The sequence below is a fragment of the Nocardia neocaledoniensis genome (genome assembly GCF_003182135.1).
In the GTDB taxonomy this organism is placed as follows: Bacteria; Actinomycetota; Actinomycetes; order Mycobacteriales; family Mycobacteriaceae; genus Nocardia; species Nocardia neocaledoniensis.
In genome coordinates, this window is the sequence record NZ_QGTL01000004.1 from 54,388 (window position 1) to 73,516 (window position 19,129).

At 71.8% G+C, this 19,129-nt stretch carries 13 protein-coding genes; 6 read left to right on the forward strand and 7 right to left on the reverse strand.

The features are described 5' to 3' along the window. Window positions 1–6 precede the first annotated feature (6 nt). The gene (grpE, locus tag DFR69_RS12205) at window positions 7–570 is read right to left on the reverse strand and encodes a nucleotide exchange factor GrpE (protein WP_110037648.1); all 564 of its coding nucleotides are present in this window, start codon (window positions 568–570) and stop codon (window positions 7–9) included. Then, entirely contained in the window at window positions 567–2,414 is a 1,848-nt protein-coding gene (gene dnaK / locus DFR69_RS12210; protein WP_110037649.1) for a molecular chaperone DnaK, read from the reverse strand. Before dnaK ends, grpE begins: the two co-directional genes overlap by 4 nt. A 167-nt stretch (window positions 2,415–2,581) precedes the next feature. Between dnaK and DFR69_RS34425 the strand changes: the two genes are divergently transcribed. Next, on the forward strand, window positions 2,582–2,755 hold the full coding sequence (locus DFR69_RS34425; protein WP_167456250.1) for a hypothetical protein: 174 nt from the start codon (window positions 2,582–2,584) through the stop codon (window positions 2,753–2,755). On the opposite strand, the gene DFR69_RS12215 is transcribed toward DFR69_RS34425, so the two are convergent. The 5 genes from DFR69_RS12215 to DFR69_RS34430 form a co-directional block, all read right to left on the reverse strand. Then, window positions 2,746–4,044 carry a type II toxin-antitoxin system HipA family toxin gene (locus tag DFR69_RS12215; RefSeq protein WP_110037650.1) on the reverse strand — a complete coding sequence of 433 codons (1,299 nt, stop codon included), beginning with the start codon at window positions 4,042–4,044 and terminating at the stop codon, window positions 2,746–2,748. The two genes, DFR69_RS34425 and DFR69_RS12215, sit on opposite strands and share 10 nt — an antisense overlap. Next, complete coding sequence (locus tag DFR69_RS12220; protein ID WP_110037651.1) at window positions 4,037–4,342, reverse strand: helix-turn-helix domain-containing protein; 306 nt, start codon at window positions 4,340–4,342, stop codon at window positions 4,037–4,039. The genes DFR69_RS12215 and DFR69_RS12220 overlap by 8 nt, the downstream gene beginning before the upstream one ends. Window positions 4,343–4,503: 161 nt before the next feature. After that, on the reverse strand, window positions 4,504–6,003 hold the full coding sequence (locus DFR69_RS12225; protein ID WP_167456270.1) for a dynamin family protein: 1,500 nt from the start codon (window positions 6,001–6,003) through the stop codon (window positions 4,504–4,506). A gap of 50 nt (window positions 6,004–6,053) precedes the next feature. Beyond that, on the reverse strand, window positions 6,054–7,895 hold the full coding sequence (locus DFR69_RS12230) for a dynamin family protein (protein ID WP_110037653.1): 1,842 nt from the start codon (window positions 7,893–7,895) through the stop codon (window positions 6,054–6,056). Between the two features lie 17 nt (window positions 7,896–7,912). Beyond that, window positions 7,913–10,561, reverse strand: a complete 2,649-nt coding sequence (locus tag DFR69_RS34430) for an IniB N-terminal domain-containing protein (RefSeq protein ID WP_167456251.1) — start codon at window positions 10,559–10,561, stop codon at window positions 7,913–7,915. Window positions 10,562–10,840: 279 nt separating this feature from the next. Here DFR69_RS34430 and DFR69_RS35535 point away from each other — a divergent pair, with 279 nt between their 5' ends. The 5 genes from DFR69_RS35535 (at window position 10,841) to DFR69_RS12265 (ending at window position 19,128) form a co-directional block, all read left to right on the forward strand. After that, window positions 10,841–12,631 (forward strand): Hsp70 family protein, encoded by a 1,791-nt coding sequence (locus DFR69_RS35535; RefSeq protein WP_110037655.1) that lies wholly within the window; start codon window positions 10,841–10,843, stop codon window positions 12,629–12,631. Next, window positions 12,624–15,095: a LuxR C-terminal-related transcriptional regulator gene (locus tag DFR69_RS35540; protein WP_110037656.1), complete on the forward strand. Its 2,472-nt coding sequence runs from the start codon at window positions 12,624–12,626 to the stop codon at window positions 15,093–15,095. The genes DFR69_RS35535 and DFR69_RS35540 overlap by 8 nt, the downstream gene beginning before the upstream one ends. 43 nt (window positions 15,096–15,138) lie before the next feature. Continuing rightward, window positions 15,139–16,242, forward strand: a complete 1,104-nt coding sequence (locus DFR69_RS12255; RefSeq protein WP_110037657.1) for a hypothetical protein — start codon at window positions 15,139–15,141, stop codon at window positions 16,240–16,242. Between the two features lie 117 nt (window positions 16,243–16,359). Continuing rightward, complete coding sequence (locus DFR69_RS12260) at window positions 16,360–17,721, forward strand: S1 family peptidase (RefSeq protein ID WP_110037658.1); 1,362 nt, start codon at window positions 16,360–16,362, stop codon at window positions 17,719–17,721. Between the two features lie 144 nt (window positions 17,722–17,865). Beyond that, the gene (locus tag DFR69_RS12265; RefSeq protein ID WP_244198220.1) at window positions 17,866–19,128 is read left to right on the forward strand and encodes a S1 family peptidase; all 1,263 of its coding nucleotides are present in this window, start codon (window positions 17,866–17,868) and stop codon (window positions 19,126–19,128) included. The last annotated feature ends 1 nt before the right edge of the window (window position 19,129 follow it).

Here is a 19,129-nt window from a genome sequence, read left to right on the forward strand (position 1 = left end):
GCGTTCTTATTGAGTGTCGCCGTCGGCATCCGGATCCGATGCCTCGGTGGCCTCGGCATCGGTTACCCCGACCATCGCGTGCCGAAGCACCCGTTCGCCGAACCGATAGCCCTTGCGCATCACCACGCCGATGACCGGATCGGCGCCCGAGCCCTCGTGCTGCACGGCCTCGTGCAGCGTCGGGTCGAACGGGTCACCGACCGCACCGAACTCGACGAGACCCTGCTTGGTCAGCGCGGTCTCCAGCTTGTCGGCGACGGCCTTGAGCGGGCCGGTCTCCAGGTCGCCGTGCGCCCTGGCCCGGTCCAGATCGTCGAGCACACCGAGCAGTTCGGTGACGACGGCGGCCTTGGCCGCGTCGATGTTCGCCTGACGATCCCGCTCGACCCGGCGGCGGTAGTTCGCGTATTCCGCGGTCAACCGCTGCAGGTCGGCGGTGCGCTCGGCCAGCTCGTCGCCGGCCGGCGCCTCGGCCTCGCCGTCGGTGTCCGGCTCCGCCGCCTGCGCGGCGGAGTCGGCGTCTTCGACGATGTCCTCGATCAGCTCCTGTTCGGAGTTGGCCTCGGTCACTTCTTCTCCGTGTCCACCGGCTCGTCGACGACCTCGGCGTCGACGACCTGGTCGTCGTCGTTCGCGGGCCCGGCACCGTTGCCATCGGCGGCGGCGTCGGCGGCCTGCGCCTCGTAGAGCGCCTGGCCAAGGGCCTGCGACTCGGTGGCCAGCTTCTCCACGGCGGTCTTCACCGCGGCGATGTCGGTACCGGCGAGCGCGGTGTTGGCCTCGGCGATGGCCGCCTCGACCTTGGACTTCACGTCCGCGGGCACCTTGTCCTCGTTGTCCTTGATGAACTTCTCGGTCTGGTGCACCAGCGACTCGGCCTGGTTGCGGGTCTCGGCCTCCTCGCGGCGGGCCTTGTCCTCGGCGGCGTGCGCCTCGGCGTCCTTGACCATCCGGTCGATCTCTTCCTTGGACAGGCCGGAGCCGTCCTGGATCTTGATCTTGTTCTCCTTGCCGGTGCCCTTGTCCTTCGCGGTGACGTGGACGATGCCGTTCGCGTCGATGTCGAAGGTGACCTCGATCTGCGGCACGCCGCGCGGGGCCGGGGGCAGGCCGGTCAGCTCGAAGGAGCCGAGCAGCTTGTTGTGCGAGGCGATCTCGCGCTCACCCTGGAACACCTGGATCTGCACCGACGGCTGGTTGTCGTCGGCGGTGGTGAAGGTCTCCGAGCGCTTGGTCGGGATGGTGGTGTTGCGCTCGATGAGCTTGGTCATCACGCCGCCCTTGGTCTCGATACCCAGCGACAGCGGGGTGACATCGAGCAGCAGGACGTCCTTGACCTCACCCTTGAGCACACCGGCCTGCAGGGCGGCGCCGACGGCGACGACCTCGTCCGGGTTCACGCCCTTGTTCGGCTCACGGCCGCCGGTCAGTTCCTTGACCAGCTCGGAGACGGCGGGCATACGGGTGGAGCCACCGACGAGCACGACGTGGTCGATGTCGGCCACGTTGATGCCGGCGTCCTTGATGACGGACTGGAACGGCGCGCGGGTGCGGTCCAGCAGATCGGAGGTGATCTTCTGGAACTCGGCGCGGGTCAGCTGCTCGTCGAGGAACAGCGGGTTCTTGTCCGCGTCGACGGTGATGTAGGGCAGGTTGATCGAGGTGCTCTGGCTCGAGGACAGCTCGATCTTCGCCTTCTCGGCGGCCTCGCGCAGACGCTGCATGGCCATCTTGTCCTTGGTCAGGTCGATACCCGAGCTGGCCTTGAACTTGTCGACGAGCCAGGTGACGATGCGCTCGTCCCAGTCGTCGCCACCGAGGTGGTTGTCACCGGAGGTCGCGCGGACCTCGACGACGCCCTCGCCGATCTCCAGCAGCGAGACGTCGAAGGTGCCGCCACCGAGGTCGAAGACCAGGATGGTCTGTTCCTTGTCGCCCTTGTCCAGGCCGTACGCCAGCGCGGCCGCGGTGGGCTCGTTGACGATGCGCAGCACGTTCAGGCCGGCGATCTGGCCGGCTTCCTTGGTGGCCTGACGCTGGGCGTCCTCGAAGTAGGCGGGGACGGTGATGACCGCGTCGGTGATCTCCTCACCGAGGTAGGCCTCGGCGTCGCGCTTCAGCTTCATCAGCGTGCGCGCCGAGATTTCCTGCGGGGTGTACTTCTTGCCGTCGATCTCGACGTTCCAGTCGGTGCCGATGTGGCGCTTGACCGAGCGGATGGTGCGGTCGACGTTGGTGACGGCCTGGTTCTTCGCAGGCTGGCCGACGAGAACCTCGCCGTTCTTCGCGAACGCGACGATCGAGGGGGTGGTGCGCGAGCCTTCCGAGTTCGCGACGACGACCGGCTCGCCGCCTTCGAGAACGCTGACGACCGAGTTCGTGGTCCCGAGGTCGATTCCGACCGCACGAGCCATAGTGATTCCTCCTGTTTGACGTATGTATGTGAGTGCTCTCAGGCCGAACCCCAGGCACATCACGCGGAGCACAGCCTCAGCAACGCTGAGCGTGGTCAGCTCAATCCTGCCCTCGAGTTCCGTCGGGAGTCAACTGGAACTTGAGTGAGTCACGCTCAAGGTTGTCGATGAGCACAACCAGCACCTGCGATGATTCATTCCCGACCGCCGAAAAAATTTCCCACCCCGCCGACATTCTTGCTACGACTCGGCTCAACCGCGCCGTTCGATGCCACATCGTGACGCGTCACAGTTACGGAACCTTCCGTATCGCAAACGCGGTGACGGTCCGCTACGGTTGATCACCACTCCGGCCGCGCGCAGGGGGCGCGGTCGGGGTGGGGTCGCGGAGCGTGGCGCAGTGTTCGGCCACCGCGTCGACGAGATTCGCGCGCAACGCGACCATGGCGTCGTCGGTGGCGTCCGGATCCACCCGAGCCAGTGCGTCGGGGAGCGCGGCCGCCATCTCGCGGGTCCGCGCCACCAGCCGGTCCGGATCCGTTCCCGCCGCTCCCGCGAACTTCTCGATGTGACGCAAGGTGACCTCGCCGAACTTCGACCGCCCCGCGATCGGCATCGCGATACGCGCGAGCCCGGAGCCGCGCGACGGGTCGTACGGCAGCGAACTCGCGATGTCGTAGGCGGGAGCGAGAATCACGTCCAGGCCGTCGAGAATCACCGAGTAATTCTTGGCGTGCCCGTCCGGTGCGCCGAGAAGGTACTGCGCGACGACCAGGTCGGTGAAACGGTCCACGTCGCTCTGGGCCGCCTCGCGAGCCAGCAGACCCGCGATCGCGGTCGCGGAAGGGCCACCATCGGAAGCGTATTTGCGGTCGGGAGGAACCGACAGCGCCTGGCACATGTCTTCCTGGTGCAGGCGGAGCACCCGTCCGTCCGCGGTGCGGATCCGGTCGTACCGCTCGACGACGATCGCTGCGGCGCCGTCGAATTCGACGTACTCGGAGCTCGCCGACGTGACACCGACATCGGCCAGCGCGCGCAAACAGAGGTGCTCGTTGAACGCCTGCCCGGGGAAGCGCCCGATACCCGGCTTGATGATGTGCGTACTTGCCGCGCTTCCACGCGCGTACGCCCACCCGTGGTCGGTACGCACGGCGGTGAACTTGGACTGCGCGCCGGCCAGACTCCAGCGCTCATCAGCCCCCAGCCACTGCGCGGGTGCGTCACGCAGCCGTCGAAGGCGTTCGCCGAGCTGGGCGTCGTTCGCATCTTCCAGCCAGCCGGAACCGTTGAGCGCGTCGTCGATCCGCTCCGGCTCGACGAGCTGTACCGCGCCCGCGCAATCCAAACCGACGTGCGCCAGCAACGCCGTCGAGTTGTTCGGCGACGCACCGAACTCGCGTGCGAGCAGATCGCGGACGGCCGCGTCGTCCGGGAGCAGGTTCAACAGCCACGGTGCGGTGACGCGATGGTCGAAGACTCGACCGGCCGCGAGGGGCATCGACAACGACAGGGCGGTGGCGTTGATGTCGTCGGCGTAGTCGTCGAGGTAGGTGAAGTTCGGCTTGCCTGCCACGTTGGTCACCACGCCGGCGACCGCCCCGTCGAGGACGACCACGAGGTCAGTCATCGGATCCCGGCTCGCCTCGCAAGCGGGCGATGACCTCGTCGACGGCGTGCCGATCGGCGGTCGGCGGACGCCGTCGCGGCATCGGCTCAGCGACCAGTCGCAACCCCAGCGCGTCGGCGATCTGGACGATCCTGCCGATCTCCCCGCGCGGACTCCCCGCTTCGACCCGGCCGACGAGTTGGCGCGTGACACCGGCAAGCTCGCCCACTTGATCTTGGGTCAAGCCGGCATCGATACGCGCTTTTCGTAGCATCGCGCCGAGCTGAACCAGATGGCGACGAACCCTGGCATCGGTCATATGTCACGATACCATTACCCGCCATTGATGTTCTAGATTCGAAACATCGCTCTATGGAATAGACCTGCTGATCTGCATGAAGTTATGAATCCATGCCATCGGCACATTGACACGGTACCCAGACATCGTTGCCCCTTCCCTCCATGTGCCGCCGGGGCTGGTCAGGGGGCGAGTTCGGCGATGATGCCTTCGGCGCTGCGGGCGGCGGTGCGGCAGGCGGTGGCGGTGGACTGGTCGGCGAGGGGGTGGGTGGCGCGGGCTCGCCACTTGCGGACGGCGGCGAGGGCGGCGGCGTGGATGGTCGGCACGGGCGCGTCGGCGGGGAGGCCGAGGCGGAGGTGGGGAGCGATGCCCGCGCCGCCGAGGAGGCGGTGGAGTTCGGTGAGGTCGTCGGGCGGGAGAGGTAGTTCGTCGGTGCGCAGGCGGCCGAGCAGGCGCAGCTCGGCGAAACCGTGCACGTCGGCGAGGCGGGCGCGGACCCGCGGGAGGAGTTGGTCGGCCTCGGTGCCGGGGTGGGCGGCGATCACCCTGGACAGGGTGGTGAGCGCCGAATGGGCCTTCAATTGGTCTGCCCGCTGGCCGAATTGGACGTCGAGGACCGAGCGCAGCTCGTCGATGCCGCTGCGGGCGGCCAGTTCCGCCGACAGCGTCGCCGAATCGCGCACGCCGAGCCGGATCAGTGTGGTGGCCATGCGAATGCCGAACAGCCCGAAGCGATCGGCCAGCTGCGCGCGCAGCTCCGGCGCCACCGGCAGCGGGATGTCGGCGCGGGCGAAGCGATCCGCCGACAGCAACGCCACGCCCAGGTCCTCGGCGGGCACCCCGGCCAGCGCCTGGAAGGCGGCGAACTCGGGCTGACGCAGGGTCACCGCGGCGAACGCGAGCAGCCCGGCCACCGGAATCACCGCCTGGCACAGGCCCGTTCGCTCCAGCTCGCCCGCGAAGCGGGCGGCGACGTCACGCGCCGAATGGAGGGCGTCGATGCGGCCCGCGCCGATCTCGTCGGCCCGGGAAACGACACCGACCACGCCGAGCGGGCCGGCGCCGTCCGCCCCGCCGGCGCCGAGCTGCTCGAGGAAATGCACGTCGGCGGCGTCGAGGCGGCGCAGGAGATAGACGACGGCATCCGCCCCCGGCGAAGACAGCGCGGGCTGATCGAACGCGGCGTCACCCGGGGTGAGCAGTTCGATCGTGCGCTGCGAGACCTCGCGCGACAGCGACGAGGTGCCCGGCGTATCGATGATGGTGGTCTGGGCCAGGGCCGCCGACGGCCAGCTCACCTCGAGATGGTCGACGCCGCTCGCGCGCGGCCCGTCCCAGCGCAGGCCGTCCAGGTCGAAAGCCAGACCGTGCGCACCGCCGCCGCGCCGGACCACCACATTGGCCCGGGCGCCCTCCGGGGAGAACGCGGTGACCGACGGCGTCGCGCCGTCGCGATACCAGGTGACCAGCCGGGTGCACTCGGTCGCGTCGGTCGGCGCGACACTCTGCCCGACCAGCGCGTTCAGCAGCGTCGACTTGCCCGCCTTGATCGACCCGGCCAACGCCACTCGCAGCGGTTCCCGTAAACGGTGCTCGCAGTCGGCGAGCGCGGCACGCGCGTACGGCTGGCGATCGAACGCTCGCGCCGCCGCGCGGACCAGCTGCCGCGCCTCGGCCAGAATCCCCTGTGCGGGCCGATGGCCGGATGGAGCGGTGTCGAAGCGGTAGGTCACCCAGATACCGTACCGGCGGCCGCGTGCCGTCCGGACGGCTTGTCCCCCGGCTCGACCAGCATCGAATCGGCGTACCGGCGCAGCTCGGCGACGGCGTGCAGCTGACGCTCCAGCACGGCGGTGCGCTCGGCGCGCTGCGTCGCGGCCATCGTCGCCGCGTCCTGGGCCGCGCGCAACGACGCGTCGATCGAGCGCAGACTGCGATCGGCGACGCCGGCGAAATGGTCGCGCAGGGCGCGGTGGATGCGGTGCAGGCGATCCTTGGTGTCCTTGGCGGCCTGGAACGCCACGTCGTCGAGGAAGCGGCGGACCTCCGCGTTCGCTTCGATCCGGCGGCGGGCCAGCCGGGCGGTCTTGTCGTCGCGATAGGCCTTGCCGCCCACGATCAGCCCGGCGCCGAGCGAGATCGGGTTCAGCATCGCGAGCCCGGCGAAAGTGGTGGCCAGGCCGACCATCAGGACGCCGCCGTAGGAGCCGCGCATGCCCACCAGGATCTTGCTGGTGAAACCGATGTCCGGCTCCAGATCGGCCAGGGAACCGGTGCTCGTCACCGCGCGATCGTCGCCCACCTCCGGCAGTTCCACCGCGCCGACCTCGGCGAAGTGGTCCGCGATCCGCTCGGCGAGCAGTTCGGTGCGGCGGTGGGTGAGCAGGAGGTTCTCGCCGAGGGCGGTGTCGACGGCGTCGGAGAGCCACTCGGCGATCGCGCCCCAGTGGCGGCCGGGATCGTGGTCGTCGATCCACTCCTGGCCGGTGCGGGCGATGCCGCGCAGGCGCTCGCGCAGGTCGTGGTCGACATCGCCGACCAGGTCGGTGATGCCGTCGGCGAGGGTCTGCTGCCAGCTCGCGGTGCGCCGCTGCAGTTCCTCGGCGGCCGTGCGCGCCGTCTGCAGTTCGGTGATGGCGGCCGAGCCGAGTGCCGGATCGCGCAACGCGACCAGTTCGCTGCCCAGCGCGAGCGCGAGATGTTCCGCCGCCGAATGCAATTCACGAGAGACGGCCTGGCGGGTCGCTGCGTGGTCGCGGGCGACGACCCGGTCGCGGAGGAAGGTGAACAGCACACCGAAGCCGGACTCCCTGCCGAGTTCGGCGTCCTGCAGGCGCAGCGCGTGGGCGCGCAGCAGGGCCGAGACCGGGATCGCCGCGACGTCGAGCGTGCCGAGGTGGCCGCGGTTCGCCTCGAACACCTGCTGCCAATGCGGATACAGATCCGTCTTGGTGAGCAGGACCGCGACCGCGGGGCACAGTTCGCGGACCTGCCGGACGAAGGTGAGTTCGGGCTCGGTGAGCTCGGTGGACGCGTCGGAGAGCACCAGCACCGCGTCGGCGGCCGTGGCCATGCCGAGAATGGTCGCGGTGCCGGTACCGCCGTGCCCGCCGACGCCGGGGGTGTCGATCAGGACGATGCCGTCGGCCAGTAGCTGATTCGGCACCTCGGCCTCGATCCGGGCGATCTGCTTGCCCTGCGCCAGCGGGCTGCGCGGATCAATGGCGCCGATCTCGTCGAACGGGATCTCCACCCGCGACTCCTCGGCGCCGGGCGCGGTGAGCACCAGGTGGGCGCGCTGCTGCTCGCCGTAGGACAGGTGGAGTGGGAGCACTGTGGTGGTGTCGTCGCCGACCGGGCACACGTCGAGCCCGAGTAGCGCGTTCACGAACCGGCTCTTGCCCTGATTGAGCTGGCCCGTGACGACGATCCGATGACGTGGATCGCGCACCCGCTCGGTGACCTGCACCAGGCGGCCGACCAGGTCCGCGCGACCCGCGGCGCGGGCCGCCGCGACGGTGTCGGCCAACACCGTCGCCAGCGGCACCGCGTTCGGTGCGAGAGTCCCCATCCCAGTGTCCGTTTCGCTCAGTCGAACAGTCCGTCGGTGTGCGTATCGGCACCGGCGCCGGTGACGGTACTCGATTCACCGAACAGCGAGCTGTCGCCGCTGAGGCTCGAGCCGTGCAGGCCGGAGCCGAACGCGCTCGACACGTCGACCGAGGACCAGGTGTCGGCAGCCGTGGTGACCGCGCCCTGCGTCGTCGCTCCACCGGTGAGGTCGCCGGTCGCGGCGGTGGTGGTTTGGGTCGTGCCCGCCACGTCGCCGGTGAGGCCGGTGGCGCCGGTGAAGCCGGTGTCGCCGGTGAGACCGCCGGACAGGCCGCCGCCGAGGCCGGTTTCGAGGCCGGTGCCGGCGGACCCGCCGAGGTCGGCCGCCGTCGAACCGGCAAGGCCGACACCGGATTCCACCGCGCCACCGAGACCGGCTTGGGCTCCCGCCGTCGCGCCGAGGCCCGCGTCCACCGCACCGCCGAGGCCCGCCTGCGCACCGCCGACCGTCGAACCAGCCAGGCCGACACCGGATTCCACCGCGCCACCCAGGCCGGCTTGGGCACCCGACGCGGCGCCGAGACCCGCGTCCACCGCACCGCCGAGGCCGGCTTGGGCACCCGTCGTCGCGCCGAGGCCCGCGTCGACCGCGCCGCTGAGGCCCGCCTGCGCGCCCGCTGCCGTCGAACCGGCGAGGCCGAGACCGGATTCCACCGCACCGCCCAGACCGGCGTTGGCACTTCCTGCCACCGAACCTGCCAGGCCGAGGCCGGTGTCGAGACCGGCCTGCGCACCACCAGCGAGGCCGGTCTCGAGTCCGATGCCGGTCGCACCGGAGAGCGCGGTGTCGAGGCCGGTGCCGATCTCCGCCGACCCGCCGCCGGTGAACAGTCCACCGAGGCCGCCGGTGAGGTCGGCGCCCGCGGAAGCCGCGCCGCCGAGCCCGGTCTCCAGGCCGGTGCCGAGTTCGGCGCCCACGCCGGCCGCACCATCGAGACCGGTGATCGCCGTCGTGGTCACCGCGGCACCGAGCCCGCCGGCCGCCTGCGCCCCGGCATTCGCCGCCGCGCCCAGCCCGGCACCGACCGTGGTCGCGCCGTTCGCGCCGGCCTCGAGCCCGCCACCGAGCTGTCCGCCGAGTTCCGAAGTGAGCCCGGCAGTTCCACCGACGAGCCCGTCGACAGCACCTTCGAGCCCGGCCCCCGCACCGACCGCACCATCCACGGCACCGCCGAGACCAGCCGCGATTCCGCCCGCCGCACCGGCAGCACCCGACAGCGCACCATCGAGACCGGCCGTCGCGTCCACAGCGCCGGACAGCGCGCCATCGAGGCCAGCGCCCGCGCCGATCGCGCCGTCCAGGGCGCCTTCGATGCCGCCGCCGATGCCGGCTGCACCGTCCAGCGCACCGTCGAGACCAGCGGCCAGGTCGCCGCCGGCACCCACAGCGCCGGACAGAGCACCGTCGAGACCAGCGCCGATACCCGCAGCGCCGTCCAACGCGCCATCGAGACCGGCGGCCAGGTCGCCGCCCGCACCCACAGCGCCGGACAGCGCGCCGTTGAGGCCGGCACCGATACCAGCCGCACCATCCAGCGCACCGTCGAGACCAGCGGCCACGTCACCGCCCGCGCCCACTGCACCGGAGAGCGCGCCATCGAGACCAGCGCCGATACCCGCAGCACCCTCGAGAGCGCCTTCGAGACCGGTCGTCAGGTCGCCGCCCGCACCGACGACGCCGGACAGGGCGCCATCGAGACCTGCGCCGATACCCGCGGCGCCATCCAGTGCGCCGCCGAGGCCGGCAGCGAGGTCGCCGCCCGCACCGACGACGCCGGACAGGGCGCCGTCGAGGCCCGCACCGAGACCTGCGGCACCATCCAGGGCACCGTCGAGGCCGGCTGCCAAGTCGCCACCGACGCCGACGGCGCCGTTCAACGCACCGTCCAGACCCGCGGCCAGGTCACCACCGGCACCGACCGCACCGTTCAGCGCACCGCCCAGCCCAGCGGCCAGGTCACCACCGACACCGACAGCGCCGTTCAAGGCACCACCGAGCCCCGCGGCCAAGTCGCCACCGACGCCGACCGCGCCGTTCAAGGCACCACCGAGCCCCGCGGCCAAGTCGCCACCGACGCCGACCGCGCCGTTGAGCGCGCCGCCGAGCCCGGCGGCCAGGTCGCCACCGATGCCAACGGCGCCGTTCAGAGCGCCACCCAGCCCGGCGGCCACGTCGCCGCCGAGGCCGATCGCGGTGCTGAGGCCGGTGGAGAGGTCGGCGTCGAGGTCGATGTTCGTGTTGGTCACCGCGTTGATGGCACCGTCGACGGCGGCGCCCACCTGGGCCGCGACGTCGGCTACGGCGGACGCGGTGGTGCCGAGGCCGAGGTCGATGTCGGCCTCCACGTCGGTCGCGGCGGTGACGGCGGCGGCCGTGGTCGCCGTGGCGGCGAGGGTCGCGCCGGCGCCGGCGGCGGCACCGGCCGCGACGATCGACTGCAGCTGGGAGCCGCCGGTGACCAGCGCGGACTCCGCCACCATGGGGGCGCAGGCGGAGATGTCCTCCGGAGTCACCTCGAGCCCGGCGGCGGCCAGCGCGGCGCACGGATTGGCGCAGTAGGTGGCGGCGGCGTCCTTGTCGCGCAGCAGATTGAGGATGAACTCCAGAATCGCGTTGGGTGTCATCGAGATCAGCTCCTCCAGATCAAGGGCTCGGCGCCCGATCCGTTGTCGTTGGAATGTCTTTCACGCTAGGTCCGCAGGTCGTTACAGGTAACGGGGCAAATACCTAGTTCACGCCGGGGGCACCCCGTTAGGGGCTCGATGCCGATTAGGGGAATTTCCCCGTACTTGCCCTACGGCGGGTAACAGCGGCCCCCTGGCAACCGACAGATCGGGTGGGACGCCGGGTCACCCGGTGGTCTCCGACAAGGTTTATCGGAGTACTGCGAACGGGGTTGTTCAATGACAGAGCGTCTGGCGCTCGGCCTCACTGTCGGCGCGGCGAATTCGGTCGCCGCGGCCGCCGAGACCGACGGCGCCCATGCCACCGTCGCGACCCATCGCAGCGCCCTGCTGCTCGACGCCGACGGCTCGGTGCGCTTCGCCGACACCGCACGCCACACCAACGGGGTCGTCATCGACGACTACCTGTCCCGCGTCGGCGACCCGGTAGACCTGCTGGCAGCGGACGGTTCCACGCACGACGCGGCCGACCTCGTCGCCGCCGCGACTCACGCGCTGGTCACCGAACTGTCCGGCACCGCAACCGAATCCACCATCGTCGCCTGCTACCCGGCGTGGTGGCCGGAGCAGACCGTCGAGACCATGCGGGCGGCGCTCACGCGGGTGGGGCTGCCGGAGGTGACCGTGGTCCCGGAGCCGCTGGCCGCGCTGCGCCGCTATGAGATGGAGAACGGCCTGCTCGACGACGGCGCACTGGTCGTCTACGACCTCGGCGCGAGCGGACTCACCGTCACCGTGCTGCGCACCGGCGAACAGGCCGGTCTGCTCGGGACCGCGCTGCACAGCACCGCTGTCGCCGGTGCGGAATTCGATCTGCTGACAATGCGCTATGTCCTGGCAAACGCGATCGAGGATATCGATATCGATCCGTTCGACCCGGTCGTCGAAGCGGAATTGTCGCGGCTGCGCGCCCGCTGCGCGTCGGCGAAGGAAGAACTGTCCCGGTCCACCGCGACCGTGGTTCCGGTGGGCATGCTCCACCCCGACCTCCGCACCGAACAGGTGCGGTTGACCCGCGGCGAGCTCGAGGACCTGCTGCGCCCCGCCCTGCTCGATTCCATGGACCTGATCCGCGACGCCGTGCGCCGCGCCGGGCTCGGCACCGGCGACATCGGCCGGGTCCTGCTCACCGGCGGCGGTGGCGCGATCCCGCTGGTCGCCGAGCTGATCTCGACCGAATTCGGACTCGCGGTCACCGCCTGCGCCGACCCGGCCACCGCCGCGGCACACGGCGCGGCGGAGATCGCCCTCGACGTGGCCGCGGTGTCGGTGCCCACCGAGGCCATTCCCGCCGTGGTGGTCGCGCCGCCGCCCGCGGCCGCCGCTGAGATCGCGCTGCCGCCGTCGGAGCCGGCGCCCACCCGGATGTTCACCGCGAAGCGCGCCGCGCTCGTCGGCGCCGCGGCGGTGGCGATGGCGGCGCTGGCCACCGGAACATTGGCCATCGGCGGCGTCACCTCGCCGCTGCCCAGCAGGCCGACCACGAGCACCACAGTGCCCGCGGTCGAGGGCGCCTCGACCGGACAGGGGGCCGCGCCCGCGGCCGCCACCGGCTCGGGCGTCGCCGATCCGGCACAGCCCGGCACGCCGGGAGTCAGTGCCCCGACCGGTTCGCAGCCGGCGGGCACCACGAACGGACAGCCGGTGGCGACCGAGGCAGGAGCACCGGGCACGGCGAACCCGGGCTCGCCCGCCCCCGCCGGCGCGCCGAGCGGCGGAACCCAAGCCCCCGCGGGCGGCCAAGCCCCTGCCGGCGGCAACCAAGCCCCCGCACCGCAACAGCCCGCGCCACAGGCCCCGGCCCCCGCGCCTGCACCCGCGCCCGCACCAGCGCCTGCCCCTGCTCCCGCGCCGGCTCCGGCCCCGGCTCCCTCGCCCTCTCCCGCGCCGCGGCCGCAGCTCCCGGTCAACCCCGGCGGCCTGATCGATGACCTCGGCGGCGTGGTCGACGAGACCCTCGAGACGGGAACCCAGCTGCCGGGGCAGATCCTCGGAGGAAACGGTGGCTGAGATCGCTCTCGACACCTTCCCCAACGCCCGCACCGTCTTTCGTGAGCTCGACGCGACCGACCGCCAACCGGTCCTGCTGATCCGCGGCCGCGCCGAAACCGGGAAGACAGTGCTGCTCAACGCCGTTCGCGCCCATCTGCGCGGCCGGGGTCGCACGGTCGCCGACGCGACGGGCGACGCCGACTCGGTGCTCATCGCCGACAACGTGCACAGCTGCGGCGACGCTGAACTCGAAACACTCTGCGCCGCGATCGAATCCGGCCGCTCGGTCGTGCTGGCCACCCAGCCGCGGCCACATGATCCTCGGCTCCGCGCGCTGACCGACGCGGTGGCCAGGCGCGGCCGCACGGTGGAGCTACGGGCGCTGGGCAGCGGCGACATCACCACCTTCGCCAGGGAACTGGGCATGGCGGTGTCGCAGCCGCTCGCGTTGCACATCCACCAGCTCACCGCGGGCATTCCGGGCGGTGTCGTCGCGGCGTTGCGCGCGGCGCGCACGACAACCCTGGACGCCTGCACGAACGCCGTCGAGCACGCCGTGACGACATGGGCGCGCGCCCAGCTCGACACGATCGAACCCGACCTGCTCGAGACGCTGGTGATCGCTGCCACCGGAACCGGTTTGGACGCAACCGAACTCACCGAGGTGCTCGGCATCGACGCCGACACAGCGCACACGCTGATCGATCGCGCCAGGGCGGGCGCGCTGGTCACCGACGCCGACCTGCTCCTGGCTCCCGCCGTGGAACCGCTGCGCCGGCTACTCGGCGAGCGCCGCTACGTCGCCGTGCAGCGCGGACTGCTCACCGCCCGGATCGACGCCGGACTGCTGCGTGACCGCACCGCGCTGATCCTGGCCGAGTCGGGTGTCGTCGACGCCCGCCTCGCCGACTTCCTCTGCGACACCGCGCCCAAGTCAGGGACGGCGGCGCGCTACTACGCCGCCGCGGCGGCCGCCGGCGCGCCCGTGGAGTCGATCGCGGTGCGCTGGGCCGAGGCCGCCGCCATCGCGGGCGACAACGACACCGCCGTCCGCCTCGCCGAGCCCCTGCTGACCGCGGACGGGATCGAGCCCACCGAACTCGTCGCCGCCGTGCGCATCTGCGCCGGCGTGCTCACCAGACGCGGCCTGGCGAACAGGGCGGCCGGACTCTACGACTGGCTCGGCCCCGGCCGGGTCGGCGCCGACTGGGCGTCGGCGGCGATGGTCCTGCTGCTCACCGGCGACCTCACCGGCGCCGCCGACATGTCCGAGACCGCGCGGCAGTGGCCGCCGACCGAAGCCGACGCGGGCGCGCGACTCGTCGCAGGCGCCCTGCGCGACTCCCTCGACCCGCACGGCTCCGGCACGGCCGCGGCGATCTCCGCCCTGATCCAAGCGGGCAATGCCGGCGACGGCCGCTTCCTGCCCTGCGCCCCGGTCTCGGTCGCCACGCTGCTGTGCCTCGGCACCGGCGATCCCCGCCGCGCCGAGGACGCGCTGCGCCGGTCCGCGGAGACCGGCCGTCAGCTCGCGGTCCTGCGCGCCTGGACCGCGCTGCTCGGTGGCGACGAGCGGCGCGCCGCCAGCCTGCTCGCCGAGCTCGACATCGCCGCCCTCGACGCCCGCGACCAGTTGCTCGCGCACGCCCTCGCCGTCGGCCTCGCCCGCCGCGGCGGTGACCACGCGGCCCTGGCGCACGCCTGGCAGGACGCCTGCCCCCTGTTCGACGAGCTCGACGCCGACCTGCTGAGCCTGCTGCCGATCGGCGAACTCTGGCTGGCAGGCATCCGACTCGGCGAGGTGCGCCGCATCCAGCCGCTGGTCGACGCGGCGCGCGCGCTGCTGCGCAAGCTGGGTCGCGCGCCCGCGTGGACCAACGCCTTCCACTGGTACGGCGTGCAGGCCGCGCTGGCCGAGGAGTCACCGCGCGAACTCCTGCCGCACGCCCACGCGCTGAAGACCGCCGCGGAAGCGGGCGACCAGCAGGCCGCCGCACTGGCCGACGCGGGCCGCACCTGGGTGCTCGTGCTGCGTGGCCAGGTGGTCGCGGCCGACGTGCAGGCGGCAGTGTCGGCGCTCGCGGAACTCGGCCTCACCTGGGACGCCGCCCGCCTCGCCAGCGAGGCCGCGCTCGCGGTCGACGATTCCGCGACCGCGACCGTGCTGCTCAAGCTGGCCCGCTCGGTGCGCGCCCGCGCCCAGCCCGTCGAGCCACGCCCCGCGGCCGCGCCGGTGTCGCCCACCCGGGAGGACCCCGCCCCGCGCGCCGTCGACACCACCACCCTCAGCGAGCGCGAACGCGAGGTCGCCGAGCTGGTCCTGCTCGGGCTGACCTACCGGGAGATCGGCGCTCGGCTGTACATTTCCGCCAAGACCGTGGAGCATCACGTCGCGCGGATCCGCCGTCGCATAGGCGCGCGGTCCCGCTCGGAATTATTGTCAATGCTTCGCGCCATGGGACACGGTTCGCTGCTGGTGTAGCTCGGCGCGAACCTGACGTCGACGCCGAAGCGAGGTAAATCGGATGGCCACTGGGGTCGGCCTGCGGATGGCCGATGACGAGTGCATCGCCGCCGTGGTCACCGAGGACGGCGCGGTGCGGCTCATCGCGCGCGACGCGGTGCTGCACATGTCCGACGACGGCGACGCCGCACTGGGCGGCCCAGCGCCGACCGGGCACGCGCACTCGATCTCCGGTTTCGTGCGCGCCGTCGGTGACCCGTCCGGGGTCGATGTCGACGGCGGCGAGGCCTACCGCGCCGAGGACCTGCTGGCCACGGCCATGTTCTGCCTGATCGATCTCACCACCGAGCATCTCAGCGGCCCGGCCGAGTTCTACGCCACGCATCCGGCGGTGTGGACGCCCGAGATCGTGCGCGGCGTCCGCGAGGCACTGGACTATCTCGGCCTGAAGTCGGTGGCGCTGCTCGGCGAGGACGAGCTGCCCCAGCCCGAGGACGGCGTCGAGCCCGGCGGCGCGTACGCCACGGCCGCCGCCGAGGCCGCGCTGGTCGCGGTGCTGGCGACGCCGGCGGGCGCGACGCCGCCCGATCCGCTCGTCACCGAGAACTCCCTCGTCGCCACCGATGTGATCCCGGCACTGGCCCGTCCCGCGGTGACCGCGCAGGCGTATTCGGCGGCGATGCCGGTGACCGCGCAGCCGACGAAAGCGATCCCCACCCCCACGTCGGCGATTCCGGTGGTGTCGCCCGCCGACCCATCGAAGCCGGAACGCAGCCGCACCCCGCTGCTGATCGCGGCCGCGGCACTGGTCGGGCTGCTGCTCGGCGGTGTGGGAGTCTCGCTCGCGCTGCGCGGCGACGAGCCGACGGCGCCGCCGCCGATCTCGGACGCGCGCCCGGAAACGCTGACGCCGACACCGACTCCGTCGCCGTTCGTGCCTGCGCCGCCGGCCGTCGAGACCACGACGCCGCCGCCGGTCGTCACCACGACACCGGAACCCGAGCCGACGACCAGCACCGAACCGCCACCGACGACCACGCCGGAACCGTCACCGACGCCGACGCCGACCACGCCGGGTCGCAGCACGACCCGTCCGCTGCTGCCGTTCCAGACGGTCCCGCCGGGCTCGCTGCCCTCCCCCATGCGCATTCCGGGCTACAACTGATCGGGTGCGGGGTACGGTAACCGCGCCCGCTGCCCGACTGTGCCCTAGAGTGATGCGCTGACCGACATCACTGCCGCCGGTGGTGGTCTCGATCACTCGTGCCGACGAAGGGATTTCATGCGCAAGTTGGTGGCGCGTCGCGCCGCAGTCAAGGCTGCCTCCGCCGGTTTCGCCGCGACTGTTCTTCTGGCTCCCCTGCTCGGCTCCGGCATCGCCTCGGCGGAACCCGCTGCGCCCACCCAGCTTTCGGCGGACGCACTCCCCGCGGAACTCGCGACCGCGATCTCGCGCGACCTCGGCATGACCCCGAGCGAATATCTCGACCGTGCTGCCCGCGCCCAGCAGCTGCGCGACTACGTCACCGAATTCCGCGCCGCGAACCCCGACACCTTCGCCGGCGCGTGGATGACGCCGGAGGGCAAGGCCGTCGTCGCCGTCACCGACGCCGAGGCGGGCAAGATCGCCGCGGCCGCCGGGTACCAGACCCACGTCGCGCCGATCTCGGCCAGCGGCCTGGAAGGCGCGCTGGTGCAGCTGAGTCAGTGGATCGCGAGCCTGCCGCGCGAGATCTCCGAGCCGATCAGCTCGGTCGCCATCGACGCGCTCAACAGCCAGCTCGTGCTCAACATCGCCAACACCGGCACCGGCCACCTGCTGAACCTGCCCACCCTGATCGCCACCATCAAGGTGGTGCTGTCCCCCGGCGGCGGCGGTCCGGTCGAGTACAAGCCGATGGGCGGCGACACCTACATCACCGCCACCAAGGACCTGCACGACACCACCCTGCGCGGCGTCGACGTGTGCTCGTTCGGCTTCAACAGCACCGACGCCGCGGGCAACGCGCTCAACATCTCGGCGGGCCACTGCAATCCGAACATCGACAACGGCGGCACCGCGCCGGTGTACGTGCCGAACGTGCGCGACATCCCGAACAGCCCCGAGGTCGGGTCCTTCGCCAAGGCCGTGCTCGGCGGTCCGGCCTCGCTGGACTACTCGGTGATCAAGCTGAACGAGCGCGCCGTGAACGCGGGCATGGACCAGCCACGGGTGCGTGGCGCCAACGGCACGACGCTGGCCATCACCGGCACCGCGGAGCCGGTCACCGGTGCCCCGGTGTGCAAGACCGGTCAATCGTCCACGTTCACCTGTGGTTTCGTCTCGGCGGAGCGGGTGGAGACCCAGCTGTTCACCGCGGAGGGCGTCAGCAAGACCATCCGAGGCTTCGCCAGCACCGCCTGCACCCTCGGCGGCGACAGCGGCGGCGCGATCGTCACCGGCACGCTGGCGCTCGGCATCACCAGCGGTTCCAACGCCGCCGAGGCGCCCAACTGCACCGAGGCCAACACCCAGCTGGCGCCGTTCGGCGGCACCGCCTCCCTCGGCGTCCCGATCCGGCCGATCCTGGCCGACATCGAGGCGAGCTCCGGTGGGGGCCTCGGCAGTGGAATCGCGGTGCGCACCAAGCCGAACGCCGGCTGAGGCGCGGGACACGGCCGAGTGGGCGAAATCTCGTGACCGGTACGAGTAGGCATAACCGGTCCGAGCCCATATAGTTCGATCATGCTCCTGCCACGTATGGGTCGCACCCCGTCCGCGCGAAGCTCGAGAAGAGCTCGGAAGTCCGTGATCGCCGCGTCCGCGGCGATTCTGCTGTTCGGCCCTACGATGGCGGTCGCCGACGCGCAGCCGGCACCCGCGGTTGATCTGCCCGCCCAGCTGGTCGAGGCCGTCACCCGCGATCTGAAGATCTCGCCCGAGGAGTACCTGCGCCGCGCCGAGGTGGCGCAGCAGGTCGCCGCGTTCGCCACCACCGCGCAGCGCCAGTTCCCGCAGTCCTTCGCCGGCGCCTGGCTCGACGACGCGGGCAACGCGGTCGTCGCGCTCGCGCAGGGCCCCGGCGCCGACGAGGCCACCACCGCCGCCGAGTCGGCCGGTTTCGCGGTCCGCAACGTCGCCAAGAGCGAATCCGCGCTGCGCGGTGAGAAGACCGCGTTCGAGAACTGGCTCGATTCCGCGCCCGCCGAGGTCTCCGCGCTCGTGCGCGGTGTCGTCATCGACCCGGTGAACAACGCGATCGCCGTGCGGGTGGAGCAGGCCGGCCTGCCGCTGCCCAGCTTCATCGACCCGTCCCGCGTGGTCGTCACCGCGCCGCCCGTCGCGGGCGAGCGCGTCGACCTGACCGCCACCCCCGTCGCCGGTGACGGCAACGGCGCGCTGGCCGGTGGCGACGGATACGCCTCGGTCATGGGCCGCAGCTCGCTGCGCTGCTCGCTCGGCTTCAACGGCACCGACCGCTCGGGCAACGTCATCAACATCTCGGCCGGTCACTGCAACCCGGATCTCGGTTCGGCCGGTACCGGCAACGCGGCCGCGATCTACGAGCTCAACGGCGACCGCGCGGGCGCCCAGCTCGGCACCTTCCAGAAGTCGGTGCTCGGCGAGCAGGACTACTCGATCATCCGGGTCAACGACAACGCGCGCGCCCGCTTCGAGAACAACCTGGTCCGCGTGCCCGGCAACGCCCCGATCGCGGTCGACGGCGTGGCCACCCCGGTGGTCGGCGCCCCGGTCTGCAAGTCGGGTTCGCGCACCGGTTTCAGCTGCGGCATCATCAACGGTGTCGACCAGACCGTGCAGGTCGGCGACCGTCAGCTCACCCAGAGCTTCTCGGCCAACATCTGCGCCCTGCCCGGCGATTCGGGCGGCGCGATCGTGACCGGTCGCCAGGCCCTCGGCATCTCCAGCGCCTCGTCGGTCGCCGACTACCCGATCTGCGAGATCCCGAACATCATCGGCGCCATCACCGGCGACGTTCCGCAACTGTTCGCGCAGCCGCTGAGCGTGGTCCTGTCGGACAACCCGGGACTGTCGGTCCGCACCAACTGAT

What these genes read in the sequence shown, in the direction of transcription:
- dnaK (WP_110037649.1), bottom strand. Translation starts at nt 2,414, where the DNA reads ATGGCTCGTGCGGTCGGAATCGACCTCGGGACCACGAACTCGGTCGTC.
- DFR69_RS34425 (WP_167456250.1), top strand. Translation starts at nt 2,582, where the DNA reads ATGAGCACAACCAGCACCTGCGATGATTCATTCCCGACCGCCGAAAAA.
- DFR69_RS12215 (WP_110037650.1), bottom strand. Translation starts at nt 4,044, where the DNA reads ATGACTGACCTCGTGGTCGTCCTCGACGGGGCGGTCGCCGGCGTGGTG.
- DFR69_RS12220 (WP_110037651.1), bottom strand. Translation starts at nt 4,342, where the DNA reads ATGACCGATGCCAGGGTTCGTCGCCATCTGGTTCAGCTCGGCGCGATG.
- DFR69_RS12230 (WP_110037653.1), bottom strand. Translation starts at nt 7,895, where the DNA reads ATGGGGACTCTCGCACCGAACGCGGTGCCGCTGGCGACGGTGTTGGCC.
- DFR69_RS34430 (WP_167456251.1), bottom strand. Translation starts at nt 10,561, where the DNA reads ATGACACCCAACGCGATTCTGGAGTTCATCCTCAATCTGCTGCGCGAC.
- DFR69_RS35535 (WP_110037655.1), top strand. Translation starts at nt 10,841, where the DNA reads ATGACAGAGCGTCTGGCGCTCGGCCTCACTGTCGGCGCGGCGAATTCG.
- DFR69_RS12255 (WP_110037657.1), top strand. Translation starts at nt 15,139, where the DNA reads ATGGCCACTGGGGTCGGCCTGCGGATGGCCGATGACGAGTGCATCGCC.
- DFR69_RS12260 (WP_110037658.1), top strand. Translation starts at nt 16,360, where the DNA reads ATGCGCAAGTTGGTGGCGCGTCGCGCCGCAGTCAAGGCTGCCTCCGCC.